A 15,958-nucleotide genomic window follows, 5' to 3' on the forward strand; every position below is an offset into this window, starting at 1 on the left:
TTTCCAAATTTGGAAAATTCATAAAAGTACTATTACCTTTGCACCCAGTTCTTAAACATCACTTATCCAGAAAGGCGGAGGGACTTGGCCCTGCGATGCCTTAGCAACCATTTCTGCTGATAACAGCAGAAAAAAGGTGCTAATTCCTGCCCCGGTACATACCGGGGAAAGATAAGTTGGCAGAGGTAATTCTTCCCGCATAATATTTAAAAGGGGCTCTTCCAACTACAGGAAGGGCCCTTTTTTATTTCCACCCCTTTCAGGATACACCATTAAAAAGAACTTTTTTATTTGCATGAAAACAGCCACCCAACTCATTCATAGCATCCCGGTAGATGAGCTTACAGGCGCTATCTCAGTGCCCATCTATCAAACCTCCACCTTTGTGCAGGAATCGCCCGGCATTAATAAAGGTTTTGAGTTTTCCCGTGCCAACAACCCTACCCGCAAAGTATTGGAAAACCTCATCTGCACCCTGGAAGAAGGGTATGCTGGTTTTGCCTTTGCCAGCGGCATGGCCGCTATAGATGCGGTATTAAAGCTGCTAAAAACCGGCGACGAAATACTGGCGGTAGAAGATACCTACGGCGGCATTTTCCAGATGTTCAACCACATGATTGAGCGCTTTGGCATTAAAGTGAACTTTACAGATACCAGCAATATTGATAACGTATCGGCGGCCATTACGCCTAAAACAAAGTTCATATGGCTGGAATCTCCCACCAACCCTACGCTCAAGATCTCCGACATTAAATCCATCAGTAAAATAGCCAAGCAGCATAATACCCTGCTGGTAGTAGATAATACCCTGTGTACGCCCTTGCTGCAGCAACCCATACCAATGGGGGCCGACATTGTAATACACAGCGCCACCAAATACCTGGCCGGCCATACAGACGTAATTGCAGGCCTGGTAGTGGTGAACAACAAATCACTGGCCGACCAGCTGCGTTTTAACCAGAACATTTCGGGCAGCATCCTGAGCCCGTTTGAAGCCTGGCTTACCATACGGGGTATTGAAACCCTGTACCTGCGCCTGGAAAAGCAGTGCAGCAATGCACAGGCCATAGCCAGCTGGCTGGCTACCCATCCCGCAATAGATAAAGTATTTTACCCTGGCCTGGCCACGCATAAAAACCATCACATAGCCCGCAAGCAGCAAAAGCTGTATGGCGGCCTGGTGAGCTTTTCCCTTAAAAGCGACAATATCAAAAACGCAATACGCATTGTAAATGCAACGCGCCTGTTTAAGCTGGCAGAAAGTTTTGGCGGCGTAAAAAGTATGCTGGATCACCCGGCTACCATGACGCACCGTAACATACCGGAAGACTTCCGTAAGCGTGCCGGCCTGCAGGATAGCTGTATACGCCTGTCTGTAGGTATTGAAGATGCAGATGACCTGATCAGCGACCTGAAACAGGCTTTAGATAAATTAAACCAACCATCTGGCAAACAAACCACCGTTTTACAATAGCAAGCTAAACGCCAAACGCTTAACGCAAAACGCCTTTAAGCATGGCAGGAAGCGTTCAGCATTAAGTGTTAAGCACTAAGCATTAAATTAAATTATGGAAAGTAAGATCATTAACCTTGGCATTTTCGGATTTGGATGCGTAGGACAGGGACTTTACGAAGTATTGAACAGAACAAAAGGCATTAATGCCCGCATCAAAAAAATATGCATTAAAGACCCTAACAAAGCTCGTCCGATAGACATGAGCTATTTTACCACCGACAAGAACGAGATACTGGAAGACCCTACCATTGATGTAGTGGTAGAGCTGATCAACGAAACTGAAGCAGCTTTTGAGATCGTAAGCACCGCCCTGCGTAATGGCAAAGCCGTAGTAAGCGCCAGCAAGCGTATGATTGCGGAAAACCTGCCAGCGCTATACCAGCTGCAGGTTGAGAACAGGGTACCCTTCCTGTACGAAGCTTCCAGCTGCGCCAGTATTCCCATTATCCGCAACCTGGAGGAGTATTATGACAACGACCTGCTGAATGCGGTAGAAGGCATCTGCAACGGATCCACCAACTATATACTCACCAAAATATTTGAAGAAGGCCTGAGCTTTCAAACCGCCCTGCAACAGGCGCAGGAGCTGGGTTTTGCAGAAACGGATCCTACGCTGGACATTGAAGGTTATGACCCCAAGTTTAAAATAGTGATCCTGCTGCTGCATGCTTTTGGCACTTTTGTAAAACCGGAAGAAGTGTTCAACTTCGGCATTCATCACCTCAATGATTTTGATATACAGTTTGCCCGCCAGCGCGACTCTACCATTAAGCTCATTGGTAACTGCCGGCGGCAGAACGGGCATGTAAATGCCTATGTGCTGCCACACCTTATTAAAGAGCATAACCTGCTGTATGATGTATATAACGAGTATAACGGCATTTTGCTGGAAAGCGCATTTACCGATAAGCAGTTCTTTGTAGGCAAGGGCGCAGGTGGTACGGCTACCGGCAGCGCAGTACTGTCTGATATTTCAGCGCTGCTGTATAACTACCGCTACGAGTATAAAAAGATCAAGCAGAACAACCAGCCCACCTTCACAAACGATGTGCAGCTGAAAGTATACCTGCGTTATAAAACACCTGACCAGGTAGACCTGACCGCGTTCTACAACATTTCAGAGAAATACGAATCTCCTACCTACCGCTATGTAGTGGGTATTATTAACCTGCAAAAGTTGAAAGAAAATAATTGGCTGAAGAATAAAGATGTGAACTTACTGGTGCTGGAATAAGTGTCCACAGCTCACAGTCCGCGGTCCACGGCCTTTTAGGTGGTGGACCGTTTTTTTTTATTATTGCACTGCTGCTTCTGCAGCCAACCGTGTTAGCTGCTCTACAACCTTGCTTACCGGCAGCCCCATTACATTGTAAAAGCAGCCGTTAATACGGTCAATACCAACAGCGCCGATCCAGTCCTGCACGCCATAGGCGCCTGCTTTATCATAGGGTTTGTAATGATCTATATAATAATTGATCTGTTCCTGTGTAAGGGCTTTAAAATGCACCTCTGTAATATCTACAAAACTAACTTCATGGGCAGGACCCTGTTTAATAACTACACCGGTCATTACCTGGTGAATGCGGCCGCTCAGGGTGCTGAGAATGTTAACAGCATCTTCCCGGTCCCTGGGTTTGCCGATGATAACATCATCCAGCACTACTACGGTGTCTGCCGCAATTATAATATCGTTACTATCGCACAGCACCGTTACGGCAGCTGCCTTTTGGCGGGCTATATGTACGGGCACATCCGGTATATGCATATCCGGCGGAAAGGTTTCCGCTGTTTCCACCACCTTCACTTCAAAAGGAATGCCTGCCTGCTCCAGCAATTGCTTACGCCGGGGCGATTGCGATGCCAACACCACACGTTGTCCCTTATACATTAATGATAGATTTTAAAGAATATCATGGATAAAATGCCGCTAAGCATTACCCATTTAATGAGCGAGCTTACTTTATGATAATGTTCCGGCAAATGCGCCTTCTTTAATAAGAACCATATATAAATAGCCGGCGCCTGCACCAGCAGCAGCAAATAGGCAATGGCCAGGTACCAGCCGGGTATAGCTACCCTGACCTCTACCAGCAGCAGCAATACCTGCAATACAAGCAGCAGGCCATAACATAAGCGCTTGGCCGGCAGCACACCCCATACAATAGGAATAGTACGGCAGCCGTCTTTACTGTCGCCGATCATATCCTCCAGGTCTTTCACCACTTCCCGCACCATTGATATTACAAAGGCAAAGGTTGCATATACCCCAATGATCTGTATCAGCTTACGCCCGGCCGTGGACATAATGGCTTCCAGGCTTTCGTAGATCTGTTTTTCATAAAAGCCCACCACCACTACAGACAGGGCCGTTAATAAAGAGATCACCACATTGCCTATCAGCACCTGCCGTTTAAAAGAGGTGGAGTAAAACCATAATAAAAGGGAGCACAGCACCTGGGTAAAACCCAGGTAGATCTGCCCTATTTTCCAGGCCACTATAAACCCGATGGATACACCGGCCATATTAAACAGGGTATGCCAGGCCATGGCCCAGCGGCGGCTGATGATCTTGTCCAGCACCATTTTGTCCGGCTTATTAACGATATCTATATTAATATCAAAATAATCGTTAATGATGTAACCGCCGGCAGCTACCAGCACCGTGGAAATACATAATAGCACAAAACACAGCACAGAAAGGGAAGGCCGTTCCCCGCTGTTTGCCAGTACCGGCGCTACTACGCAGAATTGCAGTAAAAACTGCGTTAACCCGATATAGATCAGGTTGGGGTAGCGTATCAGCTTTAAAAATGCAGCCAGTAGTTTCATAAAAGTTCTTCACAATTTAAAACAAGTTAGCAGTTGCCAGTTGGCAGTATGAAGTACTACAAGACTGCCCACTGCCAACTAAAGACTGCCAACTATTTCGACGCAATGGTTTCATCAATTTCCCAATGCCCGTTCAGCTTCAATACCTTTTCCAGTATATCCCGCACACAGCCATTGCCGCCGTTAAGAGGTGATATATAGCGGCAAATGCCTTTGATCTCCGGCACCGCATCAGCCGGGCACACTGCCAGCCCTACCATTTGCATACAGCGGTAGTCCGGTATATCATCGCCCATATATAACATTTCTTCCCAGCGCAGGTCATGCTCTATTACATAATCCTGCAGGCGTTCTTCTTTATGGGTAACGTTGAGGTATATATCTTTTATACCCAGCCCCTGCAGGCGGCTCACCGTACTTTCGGACCTGCCACCGGAAATGATCACGATCCGGTAGCCTTTTTTCACAGCCAGCTGCAGCGCATAACCATCCTTCACACTCATTTTCCGGGACATTTCCCCGCCGGGCAGCAATTGCACCGTACCGTCTGTAAGCACACCGTCCACATCCAATACAAACGTGGTGATAGGCTTGAAAAGTGATAAAACGTTCATTCTTTGATTTAATGATTGGAAGCGGGAAATCAGTGTGTCTTTTTAATGATACCTGAGTAACCTGTGGTACGCGCGTGACCATATTATATATATGGTGTGGCATTCGCGTAATACAGGTTACTCAGCAGATCGCAAAAATATGTTTTATTGGCTAAAGTTTATTTGCCTGGAATTGGTAAATACTGTCAGACAGTACTTTGTATAGCTGCTGGAACAGGGCATCACTACCCAATAGCTGCTGGTGCAGCTGCATGGTAGCCGTATCGCCCCGCATAGCCGGCCCTGTTTGTACCGCCTCCGGCGGATATTTATCCAGGCGCTCAAAAGTTTCCTTTATAATAGGCTGCAGCAGGCTAAAGTCAAGCCCCTCCTGCTCACAATATACCTTTGCCCTGGCAATCAGGTGGTTGGTAAAGTTATTACACAGCACCGCGGCCAGGTGTAATTGCAGGCGCTGGTGCGAGTCTATAATCTCAATGCGGGAAGCAATGCTTTGCGCAAGGGACTGTAAGCGGCGCAGGCTCTCATCATTACCGGCCTCCAGCATAATAGGAATGGGTGGCGGGGTCTTAATTTCCTTCCGCAAGGATTGCAGGGGATATAATACCCCTGTGTGGGTGGATATACGGCTGATGGCGCTCAGGGGTACAGCCCCTGCCGTGTGCGCTACTATGCGCCGGCCCAGGCGCAGCTCATCATTCAACGCCGGTATGGCCGCATCATTTACCGCCAGTATATACACATCCGCCTCCATATAAATATCCAGCAGGTCGTTGGTAGCAGGCGCATTTAATACCTCGCCCAGCTCTGTAGCGCTCTCTGCGCTGCGACTGATGACTTGCTTGATCTGGTGCCCGTTGATCTTTAATAATTGTCCGAAAGCATGTGCTACATTACCGGCACCTATAATTACAATCTCCATAGAATTGGTCCTTTTTATCCGTTTTTGATCTTCTGCGACGCCGAATATATGAATATACGGCCATATGTAACCTTCCCCCTGCCATTATTCACATTAAAACAACCTATAACGCAATAAAACAAAGCCTTATTTTTTATTTTCACCCTTAATTTCTATACTTGCAAAAATCGTATTGTTATTTTTTATATTAAATTTTGCATATTTAGCTCGCAATAAAGAAGGCATTCATGGCAAAAAATCTAGTTATAGTTGAGTCCCCGGCCAAGGCTAAGACCATAGAAAAGATATTAGGAAATGACTTTGAGGTAAAATCTTGTTTTGGGCACATACGCGACCTGGAAAAGGACGATATGGGTATCGACATTAATAATAACTTCAAACCTAAATATGCTGTTCCCGAAGATAAGGAAAAGATAGTGAAGGAGTTAAAGAAGTTAGCCAAGGATACCGACGAGGTATGGCTGGCAACGGATGAGGACCGTGAGGGGGAGGCCATATCCTGGCATTTATGTGAAGTATTGGGGCTGGATCCCCAAACCACCAAACGCATAGTTTTCCATGAAATTACCAAACCTGCCATAGAAAGAGCCGTACAACAGCCCCGTTTGCTGGATATGAACCTGGTGAATGCCCAGCAGGCCCGCCGTATACTGGACCGTATTGTTGGTTTTGAGCTGTCTCCGGTGCTGTGGCGCAAAATGAGCATGCGCAACTCCCTCTCTGCCGGCCGCGTGCAATCAGTAGCCGTAAGGCTCATCGTAGAGCGGGAGCGGGAGATCAATACCTTTAACTCAGTAAGCAGCTTTAAGGTAGAAGCCTTTTTTACCGCTAAGGATAGCCAGGGTAAAACCCTGAGCTTTAAGGCCGATGGCCCTTCCCGGTTCAAAACGGCGGAAGATGCTGAAAAGTTCCTGCAACAGTGCATAGGCGCTACCTATACTGTAAAGGATATACAGGTAAAACCGGCCAAAAAATCGCCGGCAGCGCCTTTTACCACTTCCACCCTGCAGCAGGAGGCCAGCCGTAAGCTGGGCTACAGCGTTTCCAAAACCATGCTGCTGGCCCAAAAATTGTACGAAAGCGGTAAGATCACGTATATGCGTACGGATTCCGTAAACCTGTCCGATACCGCACTTACTGATATTAAACAAGCCATTGAAAAGAGCTATGGCCAGCGTTATCACCAGCACCGTAAGTTCAAGAACAAGAACGAATCGGCCCAGGAAGCGCACGAAGCCATCCGTCCTACCTACATGGACAATGCTACTATTGATGATAGCGATACCCGCCGTTTATATGAGCTGATCTGGAAGCGTACCATTGCCAGCCAGATGGCCGATGCAGAACTGGAAAAAACCATCGCTAAAATTGATATCTCCACCAATCACGAGGAGCTGACCGCCAGCGGTGAAGTGCTGAAATTTGACGGCTTCCTGAAAATATATATGGAAGGCCGCGATGATGAAGATGCGGATGAAGAAGACCAGGAAGGCGTGCTGCCTCCCCTGGCCGTAAAACAGGTGGTGGACCTGAAAGAAATGAAGGCTACCGAACGCTTTACCCGCCCGGCCCCCCGTTATACGGAGGCCAGCCTGGTTAAAAAGCTGGAGGAGCTGGGCATAGGCCGTCCCTCTACCTACGCGCCTACGATTACCACCATCCAGAAACGGAGCTATGTGGAAAAGCGCGATAAAGAAGGCATAAAGCGTGAGTTCCGTATCATGACGCTGAAAGCGGATAAGATCACTAAAACCGCCGATACGGAAAATACCGGCGCCGAAAAAGCTAAGCTGTTCCCTACAGACCTGGGTATGATCGTTACCGACTTTCTGAACCAGTACTTTGATTCTGTAATGGACTACGGCTTTACCGCCAAAATTGAAGAGGAGTTTGACGAAATAGCCAATGGCAAAAAGGTTTGGAATAAAATGCTCAACGAGTTCTATGAACCCTTTCACCAGGATGTAGCCAACACCCTGGAAAAGGCAGAACGGGTGAAAGGTGAGCGTTTACTGGGTGAGGATCCTGAAACCGGCAAGCCAGTAGTAGCCCGCATGGGACGCTACGGCCCCATGATACAGATAGGCAAGGCTGAAGATGAGGAAAAGCCCCGTTTTGCCAAGCTGAAAGCCACCCAGAGCATTGAAACCATTAGCATGGCAGATGCTATGGAGCTGTTCCGCCTGCCCCGTAACCTGGGCATGTTCGAAGGCCAGGAAGTAACGGTGAACATAGGCCGCTTTGGCCCCTATGCACAACACGATAAGAAGTTCTACTCCCTTAAAAAGGAAATGGACCCTTACACCGTAGAGCTGGAAGAAATAGGGCCCCTGATCGTGGAAAAACGCACGGCCAAAGATGAACGTACCATTAAGGTATTTGAAAAAGAAAAGATCCAGATCTTAAAAGGCCCTTACGGCCCATATATAAAACAAGGGTTGAAGAACTATAAGATACCGAAGGAAAGGATTGATCACGCTGCGGATATTACTGTAGAAGAAGCCAAAGCCATTATTGAAGATGTAAAGGCCAACCCGCCCAAGAAAAAGGCACCGCCTAGAAAGAAGAAGACTGAATAATTTGCAGGTGTGCAAATATATGCTGTTGCAGTACTTTCCGCCACATCAGCACATTAGCATATCAGCACATTAGCACATTGTGACGCGTATGAATGAAACTAAAGAAATTAATGCTCTGTTCCATTTGCTGGACGACCCGGATCAGGAAGTATTTGATACCGTAGCCAGTAAAATATTGCTGTTTGGGAAAGAAATTATACCCAACCTGGAGAATTTGTGGGAGAATACAATTGATGAATCTATCCAGGAACGGATAGAACAGCTTATACACCGCGTACACTACCAGGACCTGCAGATAGCTATACAACACTGGACCCGCGCAGAAACCCCGGACCTGCTGCAGGGCGCCATGCTGGTAGCCCGCTACCAGTTCCCGGATATGCAGCCCAACCCGGTAATGACGGAGATTGAGCGTATTAAGCGCAACATCTGGTTAGAGCTGAACAACTATCTTACCCCGCTGGAGCAGATCAATGTGCTCAACAGCATGATCTATAACTACTTTGGGTTAAAGGGTGAGGAAGTGGCTTACATGCGTAAGAACCAGTTCTTCATTAACCAGGTAATGGAGGCCAAAAGGGGTAATCCCATCACCAACGGCATTATTTACCAAAGCCTGTGCGCCATGCTGGACCTGCCGGTATATGCCGTAAACATTCCCCGGCAGTTTATACTGGCTTACTTTGATTCATTTTACGATTTTGCGGAACCACCCAAGCCGGATGATTACCGCATCCTGTTCTTTATAGATCCCATGCAGGGGCAGATCTACTCCCACCAGGATGTAGAAACCTACCTGAAAAGGGTATCTGTACCGCCAGTACCGGCCTACTACCGCCCGCAGTCCAATAAACAGATCATCCGCTTTTTGCTGGAGGAGCTGGCCAAATGTTTCCAGGAAGATAAAGAACGGTACAGGTATGATGAGCTGGTGAACCTGATCAATATGCTGGCGGATTAACGCTGAATGCTAAAAGCTTAACGCCAAACGCTGATTGGTGCATATAACAATGCCGCAATCAGCGTTTGTGTTTATAAACGTTTCCAGTAAATAATAGTGCCGGTAAGCCCGCCGTGCGGCTTTAATGCGAAATCCGGGATAACCCCGGTACGCTGGTATCCCATTTTATCATACAGCCCTGCCGCACCTTCATCTTCCGCAGTATCCAGTGTAAGCAGGGTTTTACCCCGTTCAACAGCAATATGCTCTGCTGCCTGCAGCAACATACGGGCCGCACCCTGGCCACGGTATTCCACTCGGGTCATCATTTTGGCTATTTCCGCGCGGTGTGGCTGGTTGGGCGGGCAATCCAGCAACAAGGTTACAGTACTGATTAACAAGTTGCCATCATAGGCACCCAGTATTACCCGTTCTCCACGGCCGGCAGCTGCCAGTGAGGCCTCCCAGAAAGCGGTAGCTTTTTCAGGCGCTAAGGGGTGCATAAAGCTAACGGAGCCGCCATTGGCAACCGTGTCAATGATCAGGTTTGCCAGGGCGGCAATGGTTTCCGGCTGGCTGCTAAGGGTGGCAATAGTGAATTTGGTATTCATATACGCTGGTGGTTGATAATATAAAAAGCAAAACGCCGATCCCTACGTGGTGATCAGCGTTCTGCATTATGCGTTTTGCGTTAAGCGTTAATTGCTTTCCTGTTTTCCTTTCATTTTGGGATAAGACATTACGATCAGGTCATTCATCACATTCACAGCCTCATCCAGGTAAGGATCTTTTGCGCGGAACTTTAACCAATCCTTGTTACGGGCCACTTTGCCGGTATCGTTACCCAGCTTGTCGAGGTCTGTTTTCAGGCTGGCAATATTCAGCTCCTTCACCTTGTCGTTTACAGAATCGTATTTCTTCAACGCTGCGGTATTGTTCTTTTGCTCGGTCTTATACGTTTGTATATTCAGCGGGTAAGATTCCTGTTTGTCTATGTTCTTAATAGCGTTGATATTCTCCGTCATGGTCTTAAATGCTTCGCTGCTGCCTACCCTTAAGGCGCTTTTCTTTTTCAGCGCTTCTACATTCACGGGATCAATCCAGGTGTTGAAGTTAGCTTTGGGTATTTCGTCCCAGGCCAGCGCATCTTCATCTTTCTTCTCTCCTACTTCAGCATACGGATCGGGTAATACAATGTCAGAGCTTACGCCTCTTAACTGGGTTGATCCGCCGTTTGCACGGTAAAACTTCTGCACGGTAAGCTTCAAAGCGCCCAGCGCACCAATTTCAGGTTTGCTGGGGAAAAAGTCGTCCAGGTTATACATACGCTGCACGGTACCTTTACCAAAGGTAGATCCACTGCCTATGATCACTGCACGTTTATAATCCTGCATGGCAGCTGCCATAATTTCGGAGGCAGAGGCGCTGTATTCGTTCACCATAATAGCCAGCGGGCCATCATACTGTACATTCTTATCACGATCGGGCAGCACCACCTTATCACCACCGCGGGAGCGTACCTGTACTATCGGGCCATCCGGAATAAACAGGCCGGCCATCTGTACCACATCCTGCAGGGAACCGCCACCATTGTAGCGCAGATCCAGGATAATGCCTTCTACATTTTCCGCTTTCAGCTTCTGTACTTCCTTAGCTACATCTACTGCGGAGCGTGCGCCGTTCCTGTCCTGGAAGTCAGCGTAAAATTCCGGTAAGTAAATGTATCCTATTTTATGCTGACCATTGATAATGGCAGATTTTGCAAAGGTGTCATCCAGCACGATCTCATCCCGCACAATGGCTATTTCTTTTACTGTGCCATCGGTGCTTTTTACGGTTAGCTTAACGGTAGATCCTTTAGCTCCGCGGATGATCTTTACAGCATCTTCTACGGTATAACCGGTAATGTCTACCGGTTCCTTATCGCCCTGCGCTACTTTCAGGATCACATCATTTGCTTTCAGTTGACCTTGTTTCCAGCTGGGGCTACCGGTTACTACGCTTGCGATCTTGATCTTATCATCTTCTTCCCGCAGCTGCGCGCCTATGCCAAAGAACTTGCCGGCCATCTGCTCTTCAAAATACCTTTTCTCTGCAGGCGGCATAAAGTCCGTGTGCGGATCCATGGTAGTAGTAATGGCATTTACATACAGGCTAAAACGGTCGTTATCATCCTGCTTGTTCTTCAGGCGGTCAAAATAACGGTCGTACAGCTGCTTTACCTTGGCCCGGGCCTCTACTTCCAGTTCAGCGTCGGTTTTGGGTTTAGCATTGGTTTTATCTTTTGCCTGCATTTCCTGCAGATCGGTTAATTTTTCCAGGGTGCGGTATTTCAGCACTTTGCGCCATGCTTCTTTGCGGGCTGCTTCGTCGGCCGGGTAATCTATTTTGTCGGGGTCCAGCACTACCTTTTCATCTTTGGTAAAATCAAAAGGCTGGGCCAGAATGGCAGGGTATAACAAAGCGGCTTCGCTTACCCGTTGTTTAATGATGGCATTTACACTGTTAAAGCAATCCAGCGGGGCGCCCTGCAGCTCGTCATCAATGTGGGTTGATAAAGTGCTCAGCTTCTGTATATCGCTTTTCAGGAGGAATTTCTTTTCACTGTCCAGATCTTTCAAATACTTGGTAAATACCTCTTTAGAAAATGCATCGTCCAGTGCTTTGGGCTGGTAATGACCCTCTTTTAATATTTGCCCTACCAGGTTCATGATAATCTCATAGCGCCCGGGAGGATCGTCTGTTTTGCCTAACTTATTGAAAGCCAGTACGCCGCCGGAGATAACTATTAGCAACACCGGAATAATCACTTTCATTCTTCTCATATGGAACAATTGAACTTTATCAAATTTAAACTAAAATTGGCTCCCGTCAGAGCGGGTTAGCGTTGGTTTAACAAAACATTACCGCTAAAATCCTACCAATTTATATACGGATCCTTTAAAACCCTCACTTGTAGAAGAACTGCAAAGCATATATAGCTCACCTGCTTCATCTTCGCCCCAACTTAATATTTGTAAGCCTTCGGCGGGGCGCCCTTCCAGCTCCAGGTCGGCCCGTTCCCATTTACTGCCATTTTGTACCAGCACCCAGGATTTACCATTATAATCGCCAAATACATAGTTGCCTTTCAGGGCCGGCAGGGCCTTTCCCCGGTACACATACCCGCCTGTAACACTAATCCCCAGGTCGTGGCTATATTCATCAATGGGGTCTATGGGCTTGTGCTTAAGGGCAGCACCATAAGCTTCTTCAGGGAAATCATCCGGTGTATTGAAGCCATGCAAACCTTCCCTGATACGCCAACCGTAATTACCGCCTTTGGTGATAATATCCACCTCCTCGTACTTATTCTGTCCTACATCACCGGCAAACAGCCGTTTGGTAGCCCGGTCAAAGGATATACGCCAGGGGTTGCGCAGGCCAAAGGCCCATATTTCAGGCCGTGCCTTTGATTCGCCTACAAAGGGATTATCTTTTGGTACATTGTACGGATTACCGTTAACGTCTATACGTAAAATTTTACCCAGCAAAGTATTCAGGTTCTGGCCATTGCCAATGCTACCGTGTTTATCGCCACCGCCGCCGCCATCGCCCAGGCCTATGTATAAATAGCCATCGGGCCCAAATACCAGGTCGCCGCCATTGTGGTTGGATTCCGGCTGCTCTATTTCCATTACCACCCGCTTACTGGCCGGGTCAGCTACATTGGGATTACTGGCTGATACGGTAAATTCTGAAATACGGCTTTTATGGTTGCTGCCGGCCGTATTGGATGGCACGCTGTAATACACATAAAACTTCTTGTTTTGTTTAAAGCGCGGATGAAAAGCTATGCCCAGCAACCCACGTTCATCATAACCCGGGTTGATCTTCACCATTTCACTGCTTACATCCAGGAAAGGTTGTGCGGCAAGCTGCCCGTTCTGTATGAGCCATACTTTCCCTTCTTTCTGGCAAATGAATAAACGTCCGCTGCCATCACCCGGTACGCCTAATGCTACTGGAGAAATGAATTTATTGGTTATCAGTTGTAAACGGGCTTTACGGGCGGGAGGTTCTTTCAATAAAGGGGCAGCCTGGCTGGCAATGGAAAATGCCAGCACAGGCACGGCCATCAATAAACGAAATGCATTCATAAACAGAGCTTCTTTACTATAAAAATAATCATCTTAAAGTGATAGCTGCTACCGTTCAACATTTAATATATTCCGTTCAGGTTATTCCCATCCGGATATAATACGGCTACGCTGCAGCCCGCTGCTGTAGGGCATCTCCATAATTCGCTCTAAACTTTTCAGCAATTATTTTAAATTTGTATCACCTTATCACTCAATAAAACGCATCAGCTTGGACACGGCGACTCCTGTAAAGAATGATCCATATGCCTCCCTACGCATACAGGAATTTAACTTTTACCTCGTTATCCGTTTTGCAATTGTATTTGCCCTTAGCATGCAGTTCACCATTATTGAATGGAAGGTGTATGCCCTTTCACATGATCCGTTCACATTAGGCTTAATAGGTTTGGCAGAGGTGATACCCGCCGTGCTGCTGGCGCCTTTTGCCGGCCATATGGTGGATAAGCGGGAAAAAAGAGGTATGCTGCTGGCTTGTATTATTTCTTACATTGTTATAGGCACCGGTTTGTTCCTGCTTACCTGGGACCGTGCTGTGCAGGGCTTCTCTACCCAATTGGTGCTGAACCTTATTTACGCGCTGGTGTTCCTGGGTGGTATTGTACGGGCGTTTACCAGCCCTTCCAACTTTTCTATGCTGGCGTTACTGGTACCGCGTTCATTATACGCCAATGCCTCTACGTGGAGCAGCAGCGCCTGGCAAATAGGCGGCATGACGGGCCCTGCACTGGGCGGGCTTTTCATACACCTGTTTGGCGTACACTGGTCTATGCTGGTAGTAGTGGCTTTTTTTGTACTGTCTATGTTTTGCCTGTTGCAGATAAAGCCCAAACCCATTTACTATAAATCACAGGGCGAAAGTTTTATAGAGGGGCTTACCAAAGGCATGCGCTTTGTCTGGAATACCAAGGTAGTGCTGAACGCCATGGCGCTGGATATGTTTGCCGTATTATTTGGCGGCGCCACCGCTATGCTGCCGGCTTTTGCTACCGATGTGCTGCATGTGGGCTCACTGGAATTTGGCTTTTTACGGGCTGCAGTAGCTGTAGGGTCACTGGTTACCATGTTTATACTGGCTTACCGTCCCCTGGTGAATAAGCCCGGCATTAAGCTGCTGGCGGCAGTTTTCGGCTTTGGGTTGTGTATTATTATTTTCGGTTTGTCCACAAGCTTTTACCTGTCGTTTTTTGCGCTGCTGCTAAGTGGTATGCTGGATGGTATTAGTGTGATCATCCGTCAAACTATTCTGCAGCTGAAAACACCAGATGATATGCGGGGCCGCGTGGCTTCTGTAAGCTCTATGTTTGTAGGATCTTCCAATGAGCTGGGCGCTTTTGAAAGCGGGTTTATGGCGCGGGCGCTGGGATTGGTGCCCTCTGTAGTGTTTGGCGGATGTGTAACCCTGGGAGTGGTGATCACTACTTACATTATTTCACCGGCTATGCGCAAGCTGGATCTGAAGGCGTAAAATTCAAACAGGATATTTGTTTTAGGCCAGCATCATGTTTTTCCCATGTGTTTCTCATGTTCTTCTCATGTGCTTCCCTGCTAAATCCCATGTTTTTCCCTGGTCCTTCCCTGGTGAAGTCCATGTCAGGACCTCCAGTTTACCCCTTAGCTCCTGCTTCTCCGGTCATTTCATGATGGTCTTTAACCGCTCCAGCACATAATATACTGCCGGGCAAATAGTACTGTTCAGAAAAGTGGTATTAGGCCGTTTAAAGAAATCGTAGCTATCAGTATAAGGGTAATTCTCACAATCACCGGGACGCACATCGTAAATGCCGCAGTAATTATCTGCTCCCAGGAAAGGGCAGGGCGTTCTTTTCACTACATAATCGCCATCTTCATCCAGGCGCAGGTAAGTTTCAATGAATACGGATTCTTTCAGGCCCAGGTGTTTGGAAATGCGTTTAATATCCGGCGTTTTAAACCGGGGGCTAATAGTTTTACAGCAACCGGCACACTGCAGGCAGTCAATATGGCTAAAAGCTTCCTCATGCAGCTCCGGCAACAGCTTTTCTACGCCCTTGCCTCTTTTGGTTTGCAGCTTTTGCAGGAATTGCTTATTAGCCTTCTGCTTTTCTTTTGCCTTCAGCTCCCAGTTCTCTAGTAAGTGGTTCATTTGAGCGCAAAGGTAAGTTTAAAAAGTCGATGGTCCATAGTCCATGGTCCATTGCATAGAACGTGGGAACGGGCCCTTCGGGAATGGAGGTATTAATCCCTGCACACCTGCCCTGATTACCGCATTCACTCGCTGTACCTTCACATTGAAGTAGGCTATGGACTATGGACCATCGACCATGGACTTGCGTAGCGACAGCAAAGCAACAAATCCATGACAATAGCACAGCTTCCAATCACTCATTTATCACCACAGTTTCCACAACCCTGCCGCCCGTTTGGCAGTTGCTTAAAA

Annotated in this window: 13 protein-coding genes and 1 riboswitch; of the genes, 5 read left to right on the forward strand and 8 right to left on the reverse strand. The window is 47.5% G+C overall.

The features are described 5' to 3' along the window. Positions 1-59: 59 nt before the first annotated feature. Positions 60-178, forward strand: a riboswitch (SAM riboswitch). Positions 179-295: 117 nt separating this feature from the next. Continuing rightward, positions 296-1,474, forward strand: coding sequence for a trans-sulfuration enzyme family protein (locus tag BMZ54_RS16110; RefSeq protein ID WP_089913672.1), 1,179 nt, complete (start codon positions 296-298; stop codon positions 1,472-1,474). Between the two features lie 94 nt (positions 1,475-1,568). Beyond that, positions 1,569-2,750 carry a homoserine dehydrogenase gene (locus BMZ54_RS16115; protein ID WP_089913675.1) on the forward strand — a complete coding sequence of 394 codons (1,182 nt, stop codon included), beginning with the start codon at positions 1,569-1,571 and terminating at the stop codon, positions 2,748-2,750. A 60-nt stretch (positions 2,751-2,810) separates the two neighbouring features. Here BMZ54_RS16115 and BMZ54_RS16120 read toward each other — a convergent pair whose 3' ends face one another. From BMZ54_RS16120 to BMZ54_RS16135, 4 genes are all read right to left on the reverse strand, one after another. Continuing rightward, on the reverse strand, positions 2,811-3,404 hold the full coding sequence (locus BMZ54_RS16120; protein ID WP_089913677.1) for a Maf family protein: 594 nt from the start codon (positions 3,402-3,404) through the stop codon (positions 2,811-2,813). Continuing rightward, positions 3,404-4,345: a geranylgeranylglycerol-phosphate geranylgeranyltransferase gene (locus BMZ54_RS16125; protein ID WP_089913680.1), complete on the reverse strand. Its 942-nt coding sequence runs from the start codon at positions 4,343-4,345 to the stop codon at positions 3,404-3,406. The genes BMZ54_RS16120 and BMZ54_RS16125 overlap by 1 nt, the downstream gene beginning before the upstream one ends. Before the next feature lie 92 nt (positions 4,346-4,437). After that, complete coding sequence (locus BMZ54_RS16130; RefSeq protein ID WP_089913683.1) at positions 4,438-4,959, reverse strand: KdsC family phosphatase; 522 nt, start codon at positions 4,957-4,959, stop codon at positions 4,438-4,440. A gap of 151 nt (positions 4,960-5,110) precedes the next feature. Next, the gene (locus tag BMZ54_RS16135; RefSeq protein WP_089913686.1) at positions 5,111-5,881 is read right to left on the reverse strand and encodes a Rossmann-like and DUF2520 domain-containing protein; all 771 of its coding nucleotides are present in this window, start codon (positions 5,879-5,881) and stop codon (positions 5,111-5,113) included. Between the two features lie 227 nt (positions 5,882-6,108). On the opposite strand from BMZ54_RS16135, the gene topA reads away from it, so the two are divergent. Together topA and BMZ54_RS16145 are read left to right on the forward strand one after the other, a co-directional pair. Further along, the gene (gene topA, locus BMZ54_RS16140; RefSeq protein WP_089913689.1) at positions 6,109-8,460 is read left to right on the forward strand and encodes a type I DNA topoisomerase; all 2,352 of its coding nucleotides are present in this window, start codon (positions 6,109-6,111) and stop codon (positions 8,458-8,460) included. Between the two features lie 88 nt (positions 8,461-8,548). Continuing rightward, positions 8,549-9,421: a transglutaminase-like domain-containing protein gene (locus BMZ54_RS16145; RefSeq protein ID WP_089913692.1), complete on the forward strand. Its 873-nt coding sequence runs from the start codon at positions 8,549-8,551 to the stop codon at positions 9,419-9,421. 71 nt (positions 9,422-9,492) lie between these two features. Here BMZ54_RS16145 and BMZ54_RS16150 read toward each other — a convergent pair whose 3' ends face one another. From BMZ54_RS16150 to BMZ54_RS16160, 3 genes are all read right to left on the reverse strand, one after another. Further along, positions 9,493-10,011, reverse strand: coding sequence for a GNAT family N-acetyltransferase (locus tag BMZ54_RS16150; protein ID WP_089913695.1), 519 nt, complete (start codon positions 10,009-10,011; stop codon positions 9,493-9,495). 87 nt (positions 10,012-10,098) lie between these two features. Then, positions 10,099-12,225: a carboxy terminal-processing peptidase gene (locus BMZ54_RS16155; RefSeq protein WP_089913698.1), complete on the reverse strand. Its 2,127-nt coding sequence runs from the start codon at positions 12,223-12,225 to the stop codon at positions 10,099-10,101. Between the two features lie 84 nt (positions 12,226-12,309). Then, positions 12,310-13,539 carry a PQQ-dependent sugar dehydrogenase gene (locus BMZ54_RS16160; RefSeq protein WP_202909262.1) on the reverse strand — a complete coding sequence of 410 codons (1,230 nt, stop codon included), beginning with the start codon at positions 13,537-13,539 and terminating at the stop codon, positions 12,310-12,312. 211 nt (positions 13,540-13,750) lie between these two features. On the opposite strand from BMZ54_RS16160, the gene BMZ54_RS16165 reads away from it, so the two are divergent. After that, on the forward strand, positions 13,751-15,007 hold the full coding sequence (locus BMZ54_RS16165) for an MFS transporter (RefSeq protein WP_089913701.1): 1,257 nt from the start codon (positions 13,751-13,753) through the stop codon (positions 15,005-15,007). 165 nt (positions 15,008-15,172) lie between these two features. On the opposite strand, the gene BMZ54_RS16170 is transcribed toward BMZ54_RS16165, so the two are convergent. Next, on the reverse strand, positions 15,173-15,664 hold the full coding sequence (locus BMZ54_RS16170) for a YkgJ family cysteine cluster protein (RefSeq protein ID WP_089913704.1): 492 nt from the start codon (positions 15,662-15,664) through the stop codon (positions 15,173-15,175). Positions 15,665-15,958 lie beyond the last annotated feature (294 nt).

The sequence above is a fragment of the Chitinophaga rupis genome (assembly GCF_900109685.1).
GTDB lineage: Bacteria > Bacteroidota > Bacteroidia > Chitinophagales > Chitinophagaceae > Chitinophaga > Chitinophaga rupis.

What these genes read in the sequence shown, in the direction of transcription:
- topA (WP_089913689.1), top strand. Translation starts at nt 6,109, where the DNA reads ATGGCAAAAAATCTAGTTATAGTTGAGTCCCCGGCCAAGGCTAAGACC.
- BMZ54_RS16150 (WP_089913695.1), bottom strand. Translation starts at nt 10,011, where the DNA reads ATGAATACCAAATTCACTATTGCCACCCTTAGCAGCCAGCCGGAAACC.
- BMZ54_RS16125 (WP_089913680.1), bottom strand. Translation starts at nt 4,345, where the DNA reads ATGAAACTACTGGCTGCATTTTTAAAGCTGATACGCTACCCCAACCTG.
- BMZ54_RS16170 (WP_089913704.1), bottom strand. Translation starts at nt 15,664, where the DNA reads ATGAACCACTTACTAGAGAACTGGGAGCTGAAGGCAAAAGAAAAGCAG.
- BMZ54_RS16110 (WP_089913672.1), top strand. Translation starts at nt 296, where the DNA reads ATGAAAACAGCCACCCAACTCATTCATAGCATCCCGGTAGATGAGCTT.
- BMZ54_RS16160 (WP_202909262.1), bottom strand. Translation starts at nt 13,539, where the DNA reads ATGAATGCATTTCGTTTATTGATGGCCGTGCCTGTGCTGGCATTTTCC.
- BMZ54_RS16135 (WP_089913686.1), bottom strand. Translation starts at nt 5,881, where the DNA reads ATGGAGATTGTAATTATAGGTGCCGGTAATGTAGCACATGCTTTCGGA.
- BMZ54_RS16130 (WP_089913683.1), bottom strand. Translation starts at nt 4,959, where the DNA reads ATGAACGTTTTATCACTTTTCAAGCCTATCACCACGTTTGTATTGGAT.
- BMZ54_RS16115 (WP_089913675.1), top strand. Translation starts at nt 1,569, where the DNA reads ATGGAAAGTAAGATCATTAACCTTGGCATTTTCGGATTTGGATGCGTA.
- BMZ54_RS16145 (WP_089913692.1), top strand. Translation starts at nt 8,549, where the DNA reads ATGAATGAAACTAAAGAAATTAATGCTCTGTTCCATTTGCTGGACGAC.
- BMZ54_RS16155 (WP_089913698.1), bottom strand. Translation starts at nt 12,225, where the DNA reads ATGAGAAGAATGAAAGTGATTATTCCGGTGTTGCTAATAGTTATCTCC.
- BMZ54_RS16120 (WP_089913677.1), bottom strand. Translation starts at nt 3,404, where the DNA reads ATGTATAAGGGACAACGTGTGGTGTTGGCATCGCAATCGCCCCGGCGT.